The sequence below is a fragment of the Pseudonocardia sp. ICBG162 genome (assembly GCF_020496225.1).
GTDB classification, from domain to species: Bacteria; Actinomycetota; Actinomycetes; order Mycobacteriales; family Pseudonocardiaceae; genus Pseudonocardia; species Pseudonocardia alni.
In genome coordinates this window covers 819,810-837,845 of record NZ_JAHLJD010000013.1, presented here as the reverse complement: position 1 = coordinate 837,845, position 18,036 = coordinate 819,810, and the positions used below count along the sequence as shown (strand labels likewise).

At 73.6% G+C, this 18,036-nt stretch carries 16 protein-coding genes; 3 read left to right on the top strand and 13 right to left on the bottom strand.

Going from position 1 to position 18,036, the window contains the following annotated elements:
* Positions 1 to 95 precede the first annotated feature (95 nt).
* Genes KPL60_RS07280 through iolC form a run of 5 tightly spaced genes read right to left on the bottom strand, consistent with a single transcriptional unit; the run spans position 96 to position 6,270 of the window.
* A complete protein-coding gene (locus KPL60_RS07280) occupies positions 96 to 1,601 on the bottom strand; it encodes a CoA-acylating methylmalonate-semialdehyde dehydrogenase (RefSeq protein ID WP_226365321.1) in 1,506 nt (501 codons plus the stop codon).
* 14 nt (positions 1,602 to 1,615) lie between these two features.
* Positions 1,616 to 3,535 (bottom strand): 3D-(3,5/4)-trihydroxycyclohexane-1,2-dione acylhydrolase (decyclizing), encoded by a 1,920-nt coding sequence (iolD, locus tag KPL60_RS07275; protein WP_226365320.1) that lies wholly within the window; start codon positions 3,533 to 3,535, stop codon positions 1,616 to 1,618.
* A 1-nt stretch (position 3,536) separates the two neighbouring features.
* Entirely contained in the window at positions 3,537 to 4,406 is an 870-nt protein-coding gene (iolB, locus tag KPL60_RS07270) for a 5-deoxy-glucuronate isomerase (protein ID WP_226365319.1), read from the bottom strand.
* Complete coding sequence (locus tag KPL60_RS07265) at positions 4,403 to 5,302, bottom strand: class I fructose-bisphosphate aldolase (protein WP_374203878.1); 900 nt, start codon at positions 5,300 to 5,302, stop codon at positions 4,403 to 4,405. Before KPL60_RS07265 ends, iolB begins: the two co-directional genes overlap by 4 nt.
* Positions 5,299 to 6,270, bottom strand: a complete 972-nt coding sequence (gene iolC / locus KPL60_RS07260) for a 5-dehydro-2-deoxygluconokinase (RefSeq protein WP_226365318.1) — start codon at positions 6,268 to 6,270, stop codon at positions 5,299 to 5,301. The genes KPL60_RS07265 and iolC overlap by 4 nt, the downstream gene beginning before the upstream one ends.
* A gap of 134 nt (positions 6,271 to 6,404) precedes the next feature.
* On the opposite strand from iolC, the gene KPL60_RS07255 reads away from it, so the two are divergent.
* On the top strand, positions 6,405 to 7,157 hold the full coding sequence (locus KPL60_RS07255; RefSeq protein ID WP_062402928.1) for a GntR family transcriptional regulator: 753 nt from the start codon (positions 6,405 to 6,407) through the stop codon (positions 7,155 to 7,157).
* Between the two features lie 29 nt (positions 7,158 to 7,186).
* Here the strand turns inward: KPL60_RS07255 and KPL60_RS07250 are convergent, their stop codons facing one another.
* From KPL60_RS07250 to KPL60_RS07235, 4 genes are read right to left on the bottom strand one after another with little or no spacing between them, the layout of a single operon-like run.
* Positions 7,187 to 8,068: a sugar phosphate isomerase/epimerase gene (locus KPL60_RS07250; protein ID WP_226356879.1), complete on the bottom strand. Its 882-nt coding sequence runs from the start codon at positions 8,066 to 8,068 to the stop codon at positions 7,187 to 7,189.
* Positions 8,065 to 9,066, bottom strand: coding sequence for a Gfo/Idh/MocA family oxidoreductase (locus KPL60_RS07245; RefSeq protein ID WP_226365317.1), 1,002 nt, complete (start codon positions 9,064 to 9,066; stop codon positions 8,065 to 8,067). The genes KPL60_RS07250 and KPL60_RS07245 overlap by 4 nt, the downstream gene beginning before the upstream one ends.
* A 43-nt stretch (positions 9,067 to 9,109) precedes the next feature.
* Complete coding sequence (locus KPL60_RS07240; RefSeq protein ID WP_226365316.1) at positions 9,110 to 9,892, bottom strand: SDR family oxidoreductase; 783 nt, start codon at positions 9,890 to 9,892, stop codon at positions 9,110 to 9,112.
* A complete protein-coding gene (locus KPL60_RS07235) occupies positions 9,889 to 11,079 on the bottom strand; it encodes a phytanoyl-CoA dioxygenase family protein (protein ID WP_226365315.1) in 1,191 nt (396 codons plus the stop codon). The genes KPL60_RS07240 and KPL60_RS07235 overlap by 4 nt, the downstream gene beginning before the upstream one ends.
* Positions 11,080 to 11,168: 89 nt before the next feature.
* On the opposite strand from KPL60_RS07235, the gene KPL60_RS07230 reads away from it, so the two are divergent.
* Positions 11,169 to 12,179 carry a LacI family DNA-binding transcriptional regulator gene (locus KPL60_RS07230; RefSeq protein ID WP_226365314.1) on the top strand — a complete coding sequence of 337 codons (1,011 nt, stop codon included), beginning with the start codon at positions 11,169 to 11,171 and terminating at the stop codon, positions 12,177 to 12,179.
* A 208-nt stretch (positions 12,180 to 12,387) separates the two neighbouring features.
* Positions 12,388 to 13,788 (top strand): IS1380 family transposase, encoded by a 1,401-nt coding sequence (locus KPL60_RS07225; RefSeq protein ID WP_226365313.1) that lies wholly within the window; start codon positions 12,388 to 12,390, stop codon positions 13,786 to 13,788.
* Between the two features lie 136 nt (positions 13,789 to 13,924).
* Here KPL60_RS07225 and KPL60_RS07220 read toward each other — a convergent pair whose 3' ends face one another.
* The 4 genes from KPL60_RS07220 to KPL60_RS07205 all read right to left on the bottom strand — a co-directional run bounded on the left by KPL60_RS07220 (position 13,925) and on the right by KPL60_RS07205 (position 17,880).
* On the bottom strand, positions 13,925 to 14,932 hold the full coding sequence (locus KPL60_RS07220; protein ID WP_226356884.1) for a Gfo/Idh/MocA family protein: 1,008 nt from the start codon (positions 14,930 to 14,932) through the stop codon (positions 13,925 to 13,927).
* Positions 14,932 to 15,747: an ATP-binding cassette domain-containing protein gene (locus tag KPL60_RS07215; RefSeq protein WP_226356885.1), complete on the bottom strand. Its 816-nt coding sequence runs from the start codon at positions 15,745 to 15,747 to the stop codon at positions 14,932 to 14,934. Before KPL60_RS07215 ends, KPL60_RS07220 begins: the two co-directional genes overlap by 1 nt.
* A 7-nt stretch (positions 15,748 to 15,754) precedes the next feature.
* On the bottom strand, positions 15,755 to 16,837 hold the full coding sequence (locus KPL60_RS07210) for an ABC transporter permease (protein ID WP_226365312.1): 1,083 nt from the start codon (positions 16,835 to 16,837) through the stop codon (positions 15,755 to 15,757).
* Positions 16,838 to 16,905: 68 nt separating this feature from the next.
* Complete coding sequence (locus tag KPL60_RS07205; RefSeq protein ID WP_226356887.1) at positions 16,906 to 17,880, bottom strand: substrate-binding domain-containing protein; 975 nt, start codon at positions 17,878 to 17,880, stop codon at positions 16,906 to 16,908.
* Between the last annotated feature and the right edge of the window lie 156 nt (positions 17,881 to 18,036).

Sequence of the window (18,036 nt, the reverse complement as noted above, 5' to 3'; positions counted from 1 at the left end):
ATCCGGGTGGGTCGGGACGCCGGACGGACGGCGGCGGACGGTGTCCGGGTGCACCGGCGCCGGGCGGCCGCGCGGCGGCCACCCGGCGGGTGAGGTCAGGTGTTGGTCGGGAAGCCGAGGTTCAGCCCGGCGTGGCTCGGGTCGAGCCAGCGGGTGGTGACGACCTTGCCCCGGGTGAAGAAGTGCACGCCCTCGGTGCCGTGCGCGTGGGTGTCGCCGAACAGCGAGTTCTTCCAGCCGCCGAAGCTGTAGTAGGCCATCGGCACGGGCACCGGCACGTTGATGCCGATCATGCCGACCTCGACCTCGTTCTGGAAGCGGCGGGCGGCGCCGCCGTCGTTGGTGAAGATCGCGGTGCCGTTGCCGTAGGGGTTGGCGTTGATCAGCTCGACGGCGCGCGCGTAGGTCTCGACGCGCACCACCGACAGCACCGGGCCGAAGATCTCGTCGGTGTAGACGGTCATGTCGGTGCCGACGTGGTCGAGCAGGGTGGGGCCGACGAAGAAGCCGGACCCGTCGGCGTCGAACTCGCCCTGCCTGCCGTCGACGACGACGGTGGCGCCCTCGGACTCGCCGGCGTCGATGTAGCCCGACACCCGCTCCTGGGCCGCCCGGGTGACCAGCGGGCCCATGTCGCAGGAGCGGCGGCCGTCGCCGGTGCGCAGGGCGCGGGCCCGATCGGCGATCTTGGAGACCAGGGTGTCGGCGACGTCGCCGACGGCCACGAGCGCGGAGACGGCCATGCAGCGCTCGCCCGCGGAGCCGAACCCGGCGTTGACCGCCTGGTCCGCGGCGAGGTCGAGGTCGGCGTCGGGCAGCACGACCATGTGGTTCTTCGCCCCGCCGAGCGCCTGGACGCGCTTGCCGTGCGCGGTGCCGGTCTCGTAGACGTAGCGGGCGATCGGCGTGGAGCCGACGAAGCTGACGGACTTGACGTCCGGGCTGGTCAGCAGCGCGTCGACGGCGGTCTTGTCGCCGTTGAGCACGTTGAACACGCCGTCGGGCAGGCCGGCCTCGGACCACAGCTCGGCGATCCAGAGCGCGGCGGAGGGGACCTTCTCCGAGGGCTTGAGCACCACGGTGTTGCCGGTGGCGATCGCGACCGGGAAGAACCACATCGGGACCATCGCGGGGAAGTTGAACGGGCTGATGATCCCGACGACGCCCAGCGGCTGGCGGATCGAGTGCACGTCGACGCCGGTGGAGGCGTTCTCGGTCGCCGAGCCCTTGAGCAGGTGCGGCATCCCGCAGGCGAACTCGACGACCTCCTGGCCGCGCGCGACCTCGCCCGCGGCGTCGGAAAGCACCTTGCCGTGCTCGGCGGTGATCAGCGCGGCCAGCTCCGGGGCGCGGGCGTCGAGCAGCTCGCGGAAGCGGAACAGGATCTGGGTGCGCTTGGTGAGCGAGGTGTCGCGCCAGGCCGGGAACGCGGCCTTCGCGGCGGCGATCACCGCGGCGGCCTCGTCGGCGCTCGCGAGGGGCAGGTGCGCGGTGACCTCGCCGGTGGCCGGGTCGGTGACCTCGGACGTCCGCCCGGAGGTGCCCTCGACCCGCGCTCCCGCGACCCAGTGGTGGAGCGTCTTCTGCAGCGTGCTCGTCATGGTCCTCTTCTTCCTCAGCTGCTCGGGCGCAGGAACGGGCGCTGCGTCGCCTTGTGCTCGTCGTAGACGGTGCGGGCGGCCCGGGTGGAGTCGAGCCCGCTCACCTCCGACACCGGGACATCCCACCAGGACCGCGAGTCCGGCGCTCCGACGAGCGGGTCGGTCTCGACGTGGATCACGGTGGAGTCCTCGGCGGCCTTGGCGGTCTTGACCGCGTCGGCGAACTCGCCGGGGGTGGCGACCCGCAGCACGCGCAGGCCGAAGCTCTCCGCGTTCGCCGCGAGGTCCAGCGGCAGGACGTCGCCGTCGAGCCGGCCCGACCGCGCCGAGCGGTAGCGGTAGCGGGTGCCGAACCGCTGGGAGCCCAGCGACTCCGACAGCGCGCCGATCGAGGCGAACCCGTGGTTCTGCACCAACACGGTGATGATCTTGATGCCCTCCTGGACGGCGGTGGCCAGCTCGGTCGCCATCATCAGGTAGGAGCCGTCGCCGACCAGGACGAACACGTCCCGGTCCGGGCAGGCCAGCCGCACGCCGAGCCCGCCGGCGACCTCGTAGCCCATGCAGGAGTAGCCGTACTCGACGTGGTAGCCCTTGGCGTCCCGGGTCTGCCACAGCTTGTGCAGGTCACCGGGCATCGACCCGGCCGCGCACACCACGACGTCGCGCGGGTCGGACAGGTCGTTGACCATCCCGATGACCTCGCCCTGGGTCAGCAGGCCGCCGGCGCCGGCCGCCGGGACCGCCGGGTGGTAGGCGGCGTCGACGGTCGCGGTCCACGCGGCGTCGAGCCGGGTGTACTCCGCGACGTAGTCCTCGTCGACGCGGTGGCCGGCCAGCAGGGCGGTCAGCTCGGTGAGGGTCTCCCGGGCGTCGGCGACGACCGACACCCCGGAGTGCTTGACGGCGTCGATCGGTGCCACGTTGACGTTGACGAACCGGACGTCGGGGTGCGCGAAGGCGGTGCGGCTCGCGGTGGTGAAGTCCGAGTACCGGGTCCCGACGCCGATGACCAGGTCGGCGTCGCGGGCGATCGCGTTGGCCGCGGTGGTGCCGGTCGACCCGATCGCGCCGAGGCACTGCGGGTGGTCCCAGACCAGCGTGCCCTTGCCGGCCTGGCTCTGCCCGACCGGGATCCCGGTGGCCGCGCAGAACGCGGCCAGCGCCGCGGTGGCGCCGCTGTAGTGCACCCCGCCCCCGGCGACGACGACCGGCCGCTGCGCCGAGCGGATCAGCTCCGCGGCGCGCTCCACGGCCCAGGTCTCCGGGCGCGGGCGGGCCACGTTCCAGGTGCGCTCGGCGAACAGCTCCACCGGCCAGTCGTGCGCCTGGGCCTGCACGTCCTGCGGGAGGCAGACGGTGACCGCGCCGGTCGCGGCCGGGTCGGTGAGCACCCGCATCGCCGACAGCAGCGCGGCGGGCAGCTGCTCCGGGCGCCAGACCCGGTCGAAGTAGGCCGAGACGGGCCGGAACGCGTCGTTGACGGTGACGTCGCCGGCGTCGGGGCGTTCCAGCTCCTGCAGCAGCGGCGACGCCGCGCGGTCGGCGAAGGTGTCGGCGGGCAGCAGCAGCACCGGCAGCCGGTTGATCGTGGCGAGCGCGGCGCCGGTGACCATGTTGGTCGCGCCCGGCCCGACGGACGAGGACACCGCCCACGTCCTCAGCCGGTCGCTCGCCCGGGCGTAGGCGACGGCGGTGTGCACCATCGCCTGCTCGTTGCGGCCCAGCACGTAGGGCAGCAGGTCCGGCTCGGTCAGCTCGGCCTGCAGCAGCGCCTGGCCCAGCCCCGCGACGTTGCCGTGGCCGAAGATGCCGAAGCAGCCCTTGAACAGCTTCTGCCGCACGCCGTCGCGCTCGCTGTACTGCGCGCCCAGGAACCGCACGGTCGCCTGGGCGACGGTCAGCCGGACGGTGCCGCCGGTCGCAGCGCTCATGTCAGTGGCCTCCGTGTCCGGTGAGACGGGGATCGACGGCCTGGTCCGCCCACGTGTCGCGGACCCAGGCCTGGTCGGGGTGGTCGGTGATCCTCCAGGCGCGTTCCTCGCCGGGGCCGGCCATCACGTTGAGGTAGTACATGTCGTGCCCGGGTGCCGCGGCGCACGGCCCGTGCCAGCCCCAGGGGATGAGCACGGTGTCGCGGTCGTGGACCTCGACGGTGATGTCGATGTCGTGCCCGGGGGAGCTGGACGTGCGGTGGAACCCGAGGCCGGGCTGCCCGGCCGGACCGGGGGCGACCTCGAAGTAGTAGATCTCCTCGAGCTCGCACTCGTGAGCGGTCGTCTCGTCGTGCTTGTGCGCGGGGTAGCTCGACCAGTTGCCGCCCGGGGTGACGACCTCGACGCAGATGGCCGACGCGGCCTCGAACACCCCGGCCGCGCCGAAGTTGCGGACCTGCCGCGACGACTGCCCGGCGCCGCGCAGCTCGACCGGCACGTCCTCCCGGGGGCCGTACCGGAACGGCAGCGCGACCTCGGTGCGGGCGCCGCAGAGGGCGAACCGGCCACCGGCCGCGGAGGCGACGGTGACCGACGAGCGCACCGGGAGGTAGGCGAAGTCGGTCGGGCCCTCGAACACCCCGGACCGGCCGGCGAGCTCGTGGGTCGTGCCGTCGCAGGTCACCGTGGCCGAGCCGGACAGCGGCACGAGGAACATCTCCTCCCCGCCGGTCCCCACGACCCGCGACCCGCCCGGGTCGAGCGCGAGGATGCGCAGCGAGGAGTGCTCCCAGCCCGCGGACCCCTGGGTGATCTCCAGCTCCCAGCCGTCGCCGGGGGAGCTGCCTGCGGGGAGGACGTAGCCGGTCACGCCGCCCTCACCTCCTGCGGGCGCACCAGCGACACGGCGGTGTCGACGGCCGCGGCCACGTCGCCGTCCTCGGGGTACAGCAGTGCGCGGCCGACGATCAGCCCGCGCACCGACGGCAGCTCCAGGGCCGCCTTCCAGGACGCGTAGGTCTCCTCGGGACGGGTGGTCGGGTCCCCGCCCAGGAGCAGGGTGGGCAGCGTCGTCGACTCCATCACCCGCTCCATCTCGTCGACCACGGGCAGCTTCATCCAGGTGTACGCGCTGGACGCGCCGAGGCCCTGGGCGATGTGCACCGAGCGGATGACGGCCTCGGGGGACAGGTCGTTGACCACGCGGCCGTCGATGCGGCGCGACAGGAACGGCTCCACCATCGCGACCAGCCCGGCCCGGTTGGCCTCGCTGACGACCTCGGCGCAGGTCTCCAGGGTCCGGACGCTGGCCGGGTCGGCCAGGTCGATCCGGGTCAGCATCTTGATGGCCTCGAAGCCGGCGTCGACGGTGCCGCGCACGTCGTAGCCGGTGAGCCGGTCGTCGAGCTCGAAGCTCGCGCCCTGCAGGCCGCCGCGGTTCATCGACGACACCACGACCTTGCCCTCCAGCGCACCCAGCAGCAGGAGGTCCTCGAGGATGTCGGCGGTGGCCAGCACGCCGTCGACGCCCGGGCGGGCCAGCGCGGTCCGCAGCCGGTCGAGCAGCTCCGGGCGGCTCGCCATCGCGTCCGCGCGGCCGCGGGCGGCCAGCGCGCCGCGGGCGGGGTGGTCGGCGGCGACGATCATCAGCCGGCCGTCGGCGGGGACGAACGGACGGCGCCGTCGTGCCGCCAGCAGGGCGGGGATGCGCTCGGGCGCCGAGGCCCGGATCTCGCGGACCTCGTCGTAGTCGCGCGCGAAGCTCACGACGCCTCCTTCTGGTTCGGGTCGCCGCCGGCGAGCAGGACGTCGATCTCCGCGGCGGTGGGCATGGCGGTGGAGCACTCCAGGCGGGACGCGACGATCGCGCCCGCCGCGTTCGCCCGGGCCAGCACCGTCTCCAGCGGCCAGCCGGCGAGCAGGCCGTGCGCGAGCGAGCCGCCGAAGCTGTCGCCGGCACCGAGGCCGTTGTAGGGGGTGATCGGGATCGGGGGGCTCACGACGCGCTCGGTGCGCGACTTCGCGAGCACCCCCTTCGGGCCCTGCTTGACGACCGCCAGCCCGACGCCCGCGTCGAGCAGCGCGTCGGCCGCCCGCTCCGGGTCGGTCTCGCCGACCGCGACCTCGCACTCCTCGCGGTTGCCGACGGCCACGGTGACCTGGCCGAGGATCTTCTGCACCTGCTCGGTCGCGGCGGCGGGGGAGTCCCAGAACATCGGCCGGTAGTCCAGGTCGAGCACCGTCGGCCCGCTGCCCGCGGCCCGGGCGGCGAGCGCCTCGTGGTGCGCCGAGCGCGAGGGCTCCTCGGACAGCCCGGACACGCTGAGCCAGAACAGCCCGGCGGCGGCGATCGCGTCCCGGTCGAGGTCGGCGGGGGAGACCTGCAGGTCCGGGGCGGAAGGCCTGCGGTAGAAGTACAGCGGGAAGTCGTCCGGCGGGAAGATCTCGCAGAACGTCACCGGCGTCGGGAACTCGGAGTTCGTCACGACGTGCCGGTCGTCCACGCCCAGCCGGTTCAGCTCGCGGCGCACGTAGCGGCCGAACGGGTCGTCGCCGACACCGGTGACGATCGCGGCACGCCGACCGAGCCGGGCCGCGGCCACCGCGACGTTCGCGGTGGTGCCGCCGAGGAACTTCCCGAACGAGGTGACGTCCTCCAGGCCGACACCGACCTGCAGCGGATAGATGTCCACCCCGGCGCGGCCGAAGGTGAGGATCTCAGCGGGGGCGTTCATGGTCCTCGGTGACCTCTCGTGGGCGGTGTGCAACGGAACGGGCGACGAGGAGAACGGTAGGCCGCCCGACCGCCCCGGTCAAGAGTTTGTACAGACATAAGGACAACCGGACCTGGGCCGGTAGAGTGGTGGACATGGCCACCCGCTCCGACGCCGTCCAGGTCGACGTCCGTCTCGACCGGACGAGTCCGGTGCCGCTCTACCACCAGCTCTCCCAGGCCATCGAGGCAGCGATCGACAACGGCGACCTGCGCCCCGGGGACCGGCTGGAGAACGAGCTGTCGCTCACCGAGCGCCTCGGGCTGGCCCGGCCCACCGCGCGCCAGGCGATCCAGGAACTCGTCCGCAAGGGGCTGCTGGTGCGCCGCCGCGGTCTCGGCACCCAGGTGGTGCGCCCGGCCATCCACCGCGACGCCCGGCTGACCAGCCTCTACAGCGACCTCGCCTCGGGCGGGCGCGAGCCCGACACCCGGCTGCTCTCGCACGACACGACCACACCGACGGCGGCCGGCATCGACCTGGGCGACGTGATGGCGCCGGACGCGCCGCTGCACGTCGTCCGCCGGCTGCGCTGGGCCGACGGCGAGCCGCTGGCGATCATGACCAACTACGTGCCGGCCCGCTTCGAGCTCGACGACGTCGCCCTGGCGGGGCGCAGCCTCTACGACCTGCTCCGCGAGCAGGGGGCCCAGATCGCGATCGCGCACCAGACGATCGGGGCGCGCCTCGCCGACGCCGAGGAGGCGGGACTGCTGGAGCAGCCCCGCCCGCTGGCGTGCGTCACCGCCGAGCTGATCGTCTACGACGACGCCGGCGCCCTGGTCGAGGTCGGGCGGCACCTGTACCGCTCCGACCGCTACACCGTGCAGACCTCCCTGGTGGTCTGAGCACGGACCGTGCGGTGCCCCGGCCGGTCTCAGCGGCCGAGGGCCTTGCGCAGGTTCTGCACGCTGGTGTGCACGTCGCCCGCCGGGCCGACGCCGGTGGGCGGGCCGTGCAGGATCGTGTCCTGCTCCAGGACGTGCCAGCCGTCGTAGCCGTGGGCGTCGAGGGTGGTGAGCACGCCCTCGAGGTCGACGTCGCCCTCGCCGAGCGGGCGGTACATGCCCGCACCCACGGCCTCGGTGTAGGTCAGGCGGCCGTCCTGCACCTGGCGGGCGAGGCCGAGGTCGACGTCCTTGAGGTGGGTGTGCGCGACCCGCTCGGGAGCCTGGCGGGTCAGCGCGGCGGGGTCGGTGCCGCCGATGAGCAGGTGCCCGGTGTCCAGGCACAGCGCGATCGACGAGCCCTCCAGGACGCGCGCGACGTCGTCGCCGGTCTCGACCATCGTCCCGACGTGCGGGTGCAGCACGGCGACGACGCCGCGGGTCGCGGCGTACTCCGCGATCCGGTCCAGGTGCGACAGCAGCAGCGCCCAGCCCGCGCCGTCGAGCTCGGGGCGCGAGTCGTAGCCGGTGCCGCCGGAGTCGGCGGACAGCACCAGGGTGCCGGCGTGCGCGGCGTCGTAGCCGGCGAGCAGCGCCTCGACGCCGGGCAGCGGGTCGTGCCCGGGCACGTGCAGCAGGGTCGGGGTGAACCCGCCGACGGCGGACAGGCCGTGGGCCTCCAGCGTCGCGGCCTTGGCGGCGGGCGCGTCGGGCAGGAAGCCGTCCGGGCCGAACTCGGTGGCCGACAGCCCGACCTCGCGCATCTCGGTGAGCACACGCTCCGGGTCGAGCTGGAAGCCCCAGCCCGGGACCTCGCAGACGCCCCAGGAGATGGGGGCGCCGGCGATCCGGGGACCGGTGGGAGCGTTCATCGGACGACCTCCTCGAGGCGCACGGTGCGCCCGGACTGCAGCGATGCGGTGGCGGCCTCGGCGATCCAGCCCGCGGCCATGGCGTCGGCGACGGTGCACGGCGAGTGCGTGGTCCCGGCGACCAGCCCGGTGAACGCGGTCAGCTCCGCGCGGAAGGCGGGGGCGAGCCGGTCCATGAAGAACGCGTACGGGGTGCCGCCGGGGAAGGTGACCCCCGGCTCGACCGAGCGCAGCGGCAGCCCGGCGTCGAGGCCGACGGCGACCGAGTCGGCGTCGCCGTGCAGCTCCAGGCGCACGTCGTAGCCGCGCGGGTTGTAGCGGGAGTTCGAGACGACGGCGTGGCTGCCGTCGTCGAGGGTCAGGATCGCCTGGGAGGTCGAGACGTCGCCGATCTCGGCGAACACCGGGTCGCCGTGCGTGTCGCCGACGGCGTGGACCTCGACGACCTCGCGGCCGGTGACCCAGCGGATCGCGTCGAAGTCGTGCACCGAGCAGTCGCGGAAGATCCCGCCCGAGACGCGCAGGTACTCGGCGGGCGGCGGGGAGGGGTCCAGGGTGGTGGCCCGCACGGTGTGCACCCGGCCCAGCTCGCCGCCCGCGACGGCGGCCCGCGCGGCGGCGTAGCCGGCGTCGAAGCGGCGCGGGTAGCCGATCTGCACCCGCTCGTCGCGCCCGGCCAGCTTGGCGGCGAGCGCGACGGCGTCGTCGATCCGGCCGGCCAGTGGCTTCTCGCAGAACACCGGCAGCCCGGCCTCGACCGCGGCGAGCAGCAGCTCCGGGTGCGCCGGGGTGGCGGCGGCGATGACGACGCCGTCGACGCCGGAGGCGAGCAGCTCCTCCGGCGAGCCCGCGGTGCGGGCGCCGACCTGCGCGGCGACGGCGTCGGTGACGTCCGGGCGGGCGTCGGTGACGACCAGGGTGTCGACGGTGTCCAGCCCGGACAGGGTCCGCGCGTGGAACGCGCCGATCCGGCCGAGGCCGATGAGTCCGATCCTCATGAGGTGTCCTCCGGGTGGTTCGTGGTCGGGTCGGTCGTGGAGCTCAGTCGTGGGCGCCGACGACCTGCTGGTCCCAGTCCAGGACGGAGCCGGTGACCACGCCGGAGCGGTCCGAGAGCAGGAAGACGACGGCCTCGGCCGCGTCCTGGGGTGCGGCGAGGCGGCCCATCGGGAGCCGGGCCCCGGCGCGCTCGCGCCAGTCGTCGCCCGCGCCGTGGAAGCGGCGCTGGGTGGCGTCCTCGCCCTCGGTGTCGGTCCAGCCGATGGCCAGGCCGTTGATCCGGACCCGGTCGAAGCGGTGCGCGTGCGCGGCGTTGCGGATCAGCCCGGCCAGCCCGGCCTTCGCCGCGACGTAGGGCGCGAGCACCGGGGCCCCGCCGTGCGCGGCCTCGGACACGATCGCGACGACGGTGCCCGGGGCGCCGCGGCGCACCATGTCGGCGACGGCGGCCTGCATCAGGAAGAACGGGCCGCGCAGGTTGACCGCGATGTGGGCGTCGAACAGCTCGGGCGTGGTGTCGAGCAGGGTGCCGCGGTCGGTCAGCCCGGCCGCGGTGACCAGGCAGTCGACCCGCCCGAACTCCGCGACGGTGGCGTCGACGGCGGCACGGCAGGCGTGCGGGTCGGCGATGTCACCGGGCACGGCCAGTGCGCGCACGCCCTGCTCGCCGAGCTCGGCAACGAGCTTCTCGCCCGGCTCCGGGCGGCGGCCGGTGACCACGACACCCACGGCGCCCTCGCGCGCCGCGGTCCGGGCGCAGGCGGCACCGACCCCGGTGGTGCCACCGGCGACGAGCACGACCCGGCCGTCGAGCAGCCCGCTCACGACGCCACCCCTCGGCGGCGTGCAACCTGCCCGGCCAGCACGTCGTCGAGCCGCTCGGGGGCCCAGCCCTCGCGGACCGCCCGCAGCAGCACGTCCGCGGGCGAGGGCGGGGCGAGCCCGTCGACCGGCGGGTCGGCGTCGAGGTCGGTGGGGAAGGCGTAGCCCTCGGCGGCCGCGGCGACGGCGTTGGCGACCAGGTCGTCGGCGACCCCGGCGGCCCGCATCGCGGTGAGCGCGCCGAACACGGCGCGGGCGACGACGCCGCGGTCGACGCTCTCCATCGCCCGGCCGAACGCCGAGGAGACCTGCAGCAGGTTCGCCGTCCGCCGGACGTCGGCGGAGCGGTTGTGTCCGGCGCCGTGCAGCAGCGCGGGGTTGAAGAACACGGCGTCGCCGCGGGACAGCGGCAGCTGCACGTGGTGCTCGGCGAAGTAGGCGCGGAAGTCCTCGCGGTCGGCGACGAGGTAGCCGTGCGGGTAGGTCTGCGAGCCGGGCAGGTACATCGTCGGCCCGGTCTCGACCGGCATGTCGGTGTGCGCGACGGCGCCCTGCAGGGTCAGCGCGGGGGACAGGCGGTGGACGTGCGCGGGGTAGCGGGCGGCGCCGACGGCGTCCATGAAGCCGAGGTGGTAGTCGCGGTGCGGGCTCTGCGCGGCCCCGCCCGGGTTGACCACGTTGACCTGGGAGGTGACCTGGTAGCCGGGTCCGAGCCAGGCCTCGCAGACCAGCGCGGTCGCGGGGTTGGCGTAGTAGGCGGTGAACGCGGCGGGCGCGCGCACCGCGAGCTTCTCCAGGGCGTTCCAGATCCGGTCGTTGGCGCCCGCGGTCGCGAAGTGGTCGCCGACCGTCGCGCCGGACGCGCGCTGCTCGGCGACGATCGCCTCGAACTCGGCGGTGACGGGGTCGAGCTCGGCGGCGGCGAACGCCCCGGCCAGCACGACGATGCCCGGCCCGTCGGCCAGCGCCCCGGCGAGCTCGGCCTGCACGGCGCGACGCCCGGCCGGGCCGGTGGCGGCCTCGGCGACGAGCGCGGCGGCGTCGTAGACGGGGACGCCCTGGTCGATGTGCCGGGCGCGGGGGAGCGCCGCCGGGTCGGCGGGACGCTCGACGTGGGCCCGGAGGTCCACGACGCGGGCGTCGGCCGGGTCGAGCCAGGCGGCGGGGGTGGGGGTGACGGTGCGGGTCATACCGCTCTCCTCGGGCTCGGCGGTGAGCTACCGGTCAGCGCTTTAAAGCGCTTTAATACCGGGACGAGTCTGCGGTGCGAGGGGAGATCATGTCAAGACAAAGTCCGGGAGCGGGGCGTCCGCGGCTGGCCGACGTCGCCGCGCGGGTCGGGTTGTCCCCGGCGTCGGTGTCGCTGGTGCTCCGTGGCGCCCCGGGGCCCAGCCCGGCGACCCGGGCGCGGGTGCTGGCCGCGGCCGACGCGCTCGGCTACCGGCCCGACCGCGCGGCGAGCATGCTCGCGAGCCGGCGCAGCGGCACCGTCGGCGTCGTGCTCGACATCCGCTCGACCTACCACGCCGAGCTGGTGGAGGAGCTGCTCGCCCTCGCCGAGCGGCGCGGCCGCGACCTGCTGCTGGGCGCCCGTTCCCCGGCCCGCGACGAGCGCCGCGCGGTCGAGTCCCTCGTCGACTCCCGCTGCGAGGCGCTGGTGCTGCTCGGCAGCGACGCCCCGGCGGACCGGCTCGCCGAGCTGGGCGCGACGCTGCCGGTGGTGGCGGTCGGGCGGCGGCTGCCCGGTGCCGGGGTCGACGTCGTCCGGGTGCCCGACGACGACGGCGCCGCCGAGCAGACCCGGCACCTGCTCGACCTGGGGCACCGCGAGGTCGTGCACGTCGACGGCGGCGCGGGCTCGATCGCCGCGGAGCGCCGCGACGGCTACCGGGCGGCGATGCGCGCCGCCGGGCTGCCCGGGCGGGTGGTGGCCGGCGGGCACGGTGAGGCCGACGGCGCCCGTGCCGCCCGCACCCTGCTGGCGGGGGAGTCCCTGCCGACCGCGGTCGCGGTGTTCAACGACCGCTGCGCGGTCGGCCTGCTCGACACCCTGGCCCGGGCCGGGGTCGACGTGCCCGCCACGGTGTCGGTGGCCGGCTACGACGACAGCCCGCTGTCCCGGCTCGCGCACGTGGACCTGACCACGGTCAGCCAGGACGTCCCGGGCACCGCCGAGCACGTGCTCGACCTGCTGGCCGAGCGGCTCGACGGCGGCCGGGACACCGCGCGCGAGGTCGTCCTCGCGCCGCGGCTGCTGCCCCGCGCCAGCACCGCCCCACCCCGGAGCTGAGCCCGGCGGACGGGGCGCAGGCGCGTTCCGCGGAACGCGGTCCGGGGGTGCGGTGACCGGCCCGGAGCGGCGGTGCCGCGCCCTCAGCCTGGATCCACCGCAGGTATGCGCCGGTAGGGGCGGGTCGTGACACACGAATGCCCTTCTGAGCTGGGAAGATGTGCTTACCACGGCAACATCGATCCCTGCAGAGAAGGGCATCCGCTGGATGCGACTATCCCACGCCTGCCGCGCGATCAGCGTGCGCTTCGATGATCCGAATCTCGTGTCGTGTGTCGGGCTGGTCCCGGTCATGGCGCTGGCCGCCAGGTGCGGGCTGCGGTCCCTGCTGGCCGAGACGTTGACCCTGACCGGGACGGGCGCCGCGAACGCGGCCGCGAAGATCACCGCGCTGATCGGCGGGATGGTCGCCGGGGCGGACTCGATCACCGACATGGACATGCTGCGCCACGGCGGCATGGGCCGGGTGTTCGACCAGGTGCGGGCTCCATCGACGCTGGGGACGTTCCTGCGCCGGTTCACCTTCGGTCACGTCCGCCAACTCGACGCCGTCGCCGCGCGCCTGCTGGCTCGGCTCGCCGCGGCGACCCCGCTGCTGAGGAGCGCCGATCAGGTCGCCTACCTCGATCTGGATGACACGGTGCGCCGCACCTACGGGTACGCCAAGCAGGGCGCCGGACGCGGCTACACCGGGGTGAAAGGGTTGAACGCGCTGCTCGCGGTGCTGTCCGCCCCGGCCGCGGCGCCGGTGATCGCGGCGACCCGGCTGCGGCGCGGCGCGACGAACTCCGCCCGCGGCGCGCCCCGGCTGCTGGCCGAAGCGCTGGGCACTGCACGCCGGATCGGTGCCGGCAGCGCCCGCCACGCGATGCTGCTGGTCCGCGCGGACTCGGCCTACTACGGCCACGACATCATCAACACCTGCCGCCGCGCCGGAGCCCGGTTCTCGGTCACCGCCCGACTCACCAAGACCGTGACCAGGGCGATCAGCAGCATCGACGACGATGCGTGGACCGCGATCCGCTACCCGAACGCGATCTACGACCAGGACGAGCAACGCTGGATCTCCGACGCCGAGGTCGCCGAAGTGTCGTTCACCGCGTTCACCGGCCGCCGCAAGGCAGACCACGTCACCGCCCGGCTGATCGTGCGCCGCGTGCGGCGTCTCAACCCCCGCACCGTCACGGCCGGGCAGTCGGAGATGTTCGCGGTCTACCGCTACCACGCGGTGTTCACCGACACCCCCGAGCCGATGCTGGCGGCGGAGGCCACCCACCGTGACCACGCCATCATCGAGCAGGTCATCGCCGAACTGAAGAACGGCCCGCTCGCCCACCTGCCCTCCGGGGTGTTCACCGCGAACGCCGCCTGGCTGGTCTGCGCCGCGATCTCCCATAACCTCACCCGCGCCGCCGGTGCCCTGGCCGGCGGCCGGCATGCCCGTGAACGCGCCGCGAGCCTGCGCCGACGACTCATCGTCACCCCCGCCCGGGTCGCGCACTCCGCGCACCAACAGGTAGTCCACCTCCCCCGGGACTGGCCCTGGGAACCCGGCTTGGACGAACTGTTCCGCCGCGCTCTGCACGACCCCCTCCCCGCAGCGTCCTGACCACCCCCCACCAGGGCCGACCGGAGAACACCAGTGGAACAGCCGGACAGTCCGGCGGCTCACCCGCGCCCCGGCACCACTACCAGTCCCAAAAGATCAACAACCTGGCGGCTCAAGATCGACGGTGGATCCAGGCTCAGTGCACGGGCGCCGGCAGGCGCGGGTGCGGTGCCATCCCGGCGGCCGCGTAGGCGGCGTCGATCAGCTCCGCGTTAGCGACGGCGTCGTCGAGGTCCAGCGGGAACGGCGCCCCCTCGCGCAGGTGCGCCCGCAGCGCCTCCAGCTGGTAGAGGTAGGTCGGCCGGGTGCCGAGGTGCTCGGTGCGGGTGGTGCCGTCGACGGTGACCTCCACCCGGTCGTCGCGGGTGGGCAGGCCGAAGTTGCGGGCCAGGACCTCGCCGCGGTCCCCGACCACCCGGGCCGGCAACGCGAACCCGGCGGCCTCCATGTCGCAGCGCGCCCGGCCGGTCGCCCCGGACGGGAACTCCAGGTCCGCGGCGAGGCGCGCGTCGACGCCGGGCGAGCGCTGCGTCGCCTCCGCGGCGGTCACCCGGGGCTCCCCGCCCAGCACGACGCGTCCGAGCGTGCGCTGCACGTGGAGGGCGTAGCAGCCGATGTCCATCACCGCGCCGCCCGCGAGATCGGCGGACCAGCGTGGGTCGTCGTCGGCGGGGGCGGGCATCTCGAAGGTCGTCTCGACCCGGCGCACGGTGCCGATCTCCCCGGACGCGGCGATCTCCACGACCCGGCGCAGCACCGGGTGGTGCACGTGGTGGAACCCCTCGACCACGACCACCCCGGCCGCCCGCGCCGCGGCGGCGACCTCGCGGGCCTCCTCGGCGTTGGCGGCGAACGGCTTCTCGCTCAGCACGTGCTTGCCGGCCGCGATCGCGGCCAGGTTCCACGGCCCGTGCAGCGCGTTGGCCAGCGGGTTGTAGACGACCTCGACCGACGGGTCGGCGAGCACGGCGGCGTAGTCGTCGTGCACCCGCTCGACGCCGTGCTCGGCGGCGAAGGCCTCGGCGCGCCCGCGGTCCCGTGCGGCGACGGCGACGAGCCGGTCACCGGTGACGGCCGCGGGGTCGACCAGCGCCTCGCGGGCGATCCGGGCGGCTCCCAGGATCCCGATGCGCAGCGGCTCCATCAGCGCTTCAGCTCGTGGGCGAGCTCGGCGAGCTCCTGGCCGCCCGCCATCTCGGCGGTCAGCTCCTCGAGGGTGACCTCGGAGCGCTTGCGGTCGAGCACCCGGCGGCCGAGCTTCAGGATGATGAAGTGGTCGCCGACCATGTAGGCGTGGTGCGGGTTGTGGGTGATGAACACGACGCCCAGGCCGGCGGCGCGGGCGGCTGCGGTGTACTTGAGCACCACACCGGACTGCTTGACGCCCAGCGCCGCGGTCGGCTCGTCGAGGATCAGCACCCGGGCGCCGAAGTACACGGCACGGGAGATCGCGACGCACTGGCGCTGGCCGCCGGACAGCGTCCCGATGGGCTGGTTGATGTCCTTGACGTGGATGCCCATCTTGCGCAGCTCGGCGTCGGCGATCTCGCGCATGCCGGCGATGTCGAGCGGAGCCAGGGGGTAGTTGCCCTTGCGCAGCTCGGAGCCGAGGAAGAAGTTGCGCCAGACCTCCATCAGCGGGACGACGGCGAGGTCCTGGTAGACCGTCGCGATGCCGAGGTCCAGCGACTGGCGCGGCGAGGAGAACGTGGTGTCGCGCCCGTGCACGGTCAGGGTGCCCTCGGAGTGCGGGTGCAGCCCGGACATGATCTTGATGAGGGTGGACTTGCCGGCGCCGTTGTCCCCCAGCACGCAGGTGACCTCGCCGGCGTTGACGGTCAGGTCGATGCCCTCCAGGGCCCGGATGGCGCCGTAGGCCTTGCCCACCCCGCGCATCCGCACCAGGGGCTCGCCCGCGCGCAGGTCGGAGGCGGCGTTCTCGGCGATCGTGTCGGTCATCTCGGGCTCACTTCCGCGTCGTCGCGTAGTTCTTGATGTAGAGGTTCAGCACGACCGCGAGCAGCAGCATCGCGCCGAGGAAGGCGTAGAACCAGTTCGGGTCGAAGCCCGCGAACACGATGCCCTGGGTGGTCATGCCGAGGATGAACGCGCCGATCGCGGCACCGATCGCCGAGCCGAAGCCACCGGTCAGCAGACAGCCGCCGACGACCGCCGCGACGATGTAGATGAGCTCGTTGCCGACACCGAGGCCGGACTGCACGGAGCTGAAGTTGAACAGGATGTGCATGCCCAGGATCCAGCCGACGAAGCCGACCCCCATGAACAGGCCGATCTTGACCTTCTTCACCGGGACGCCGACGGCGCGGGCGGACGGGGCGTTGCCACCGACCGCGAAGATCCAGTTCCCGAGACGGGTGCGGAACAGGATCCAGGAGGCGACCGCGGCCAGCCCCAGCCACCACAGCACGGTGACCTTGACCGTCATGAAGCCCAGCGGGATGTCCGAGGCGAAGATCGCGTGTGCGGAGGCGAAGCCGTCCAGCTCGGAGGCGTTGTTGGTGGCCACCGTGCCGGTCACGGCCTTGGTGACGCCGATGTTCGCGCCGCGCAGGACGAAGAACATCGACAGCGTGATCAGGAAGCTCGGGATGCCGGTGGTGACCACCAGCCAGCCGTTGATGAAGCCCACCAGCAGCGCCGCCACCAGGCTGAGCACCACGCCGACCCACATGTTCAGCGAGAGCTGGTAGGCGAACAGTGCCGCGGTCAGCGCCGAGGTGGTGACCCCGACCCCGGACGACAGGTCGAACTCGCCGCCGATCATCAGCAGCGCCACACCGACGGCCACGATCCCGATCGTCGAGGCGGCGTAGAGCACGGTCGCGAACGAGTCCAGCGTGCGGAACGGCTCGGCGATCGCGAAGAAGAACACGAAGATCACGACGGCGGCGATGATCGTCCCGAACTCGGGGCGGGTGAACAGCCGGGCCGAGAGCGAGCGGGACTGGGGGGCCGCGGGCGCCGGTTCGGGCGCGGGCGGGGTCGGGGTGGACGCGCCGGCCTCGCCGGCGGCGGTGGGTGTGCTCATGGGAGGCTCCTGGTCGAGGCGGACGTCCGGGGGCGGCCGGTGCGCGGGCCGCCCCCGGACGCGCCGGGTCAGCGCTTGTTGGCCTGGGTGTAGGGCAGGATCTGTCCGATGTTCGAGCTGTCCACCAGCGACGGGCCGGTGAGCACGGGCTTGCCACCGCCGAGGTCGTTGCCGTTGGAGAGGTTCAGCCACAGCGACTCGACGGCCATGTAGCCCTGGACGTAGGGCTGCTGGTCGACCGAGAAGAGGATCTTCCCGTCCTGGATGGCCTTGGCCGCGTCCTGGTTGAGGTCGAAGGTCGCGATCTTTGCGGTCGAGCCGGTGCCCTCCTGGGCCTGCATCGCGGCCAGCGCGATCGGGGCGCCGAGCGTGACGATGTCGGTGATCGACTTGTCCTCGGAGAGCTTGGCGTTCAGCGTCTGCTGCACCGACGGCAGGTCAGCGCCGTTGACCTGGATGTTCTCGGTGTTCGGGTAGGCCTTCTTGACACCCTCGCAGCGGGTCTCCAGCGCGACCGAGCCCTGGGCCTGGATCACACAGAGGACCTTGCCGCCGGGGCTGGTCTGGGAGAGCTTCTGCCCGACGGTCTGGCCGGCCAGGCTCTCGTCGGACCCGAAGTACATCTTCGCGCCGGCGGCCTTGTACTGGTCGATGCCCTGGTTGAAGGCGACGACGGGGATGCCCGCGTCGGCGGCCTTCTTGGCGACCGGGACGACGGCGTCGGCGGAGGAGAGGGTGACGGCGATGCCGTTCACCTTGGAGTCGATGGCGTTCTGGACGAGTGTGGCCTGCTCCGGGCCCTGCTCGTTGTTCGAGTACTTCAGGTCGATGCCGTGGGTGGCGGCGGCGTCCTCGGCCCCGGCGCGGATCTTGTCCCAGAAGGTGTCGCCCGCCTGCTCGTGGGTGATCATCGCGATCGTGTAGCGCTGCCCCTGGGTCGCCGCGGCGTCGTTCTGCGCGCCTCCCTGGCTGCTGCAGGCCGTCAGTCCGAGGACCAGCGACGCTGCGGCCAGTCCGGCGCCGATCTTCCGAATACTCCTCATCGAGCATCTCTCTCTGTGATCGCGACGCGGGTCGACCGGTCGCGGCGAGTGTGGCGGTCTCCTCCGAGGGCCCCGATGTCGGAGGGTGATGCGGACCACGCATAGATGTACGCTCACCGCACTGTCTCGTCAATGGTTTGTCAGGACAAACTGACG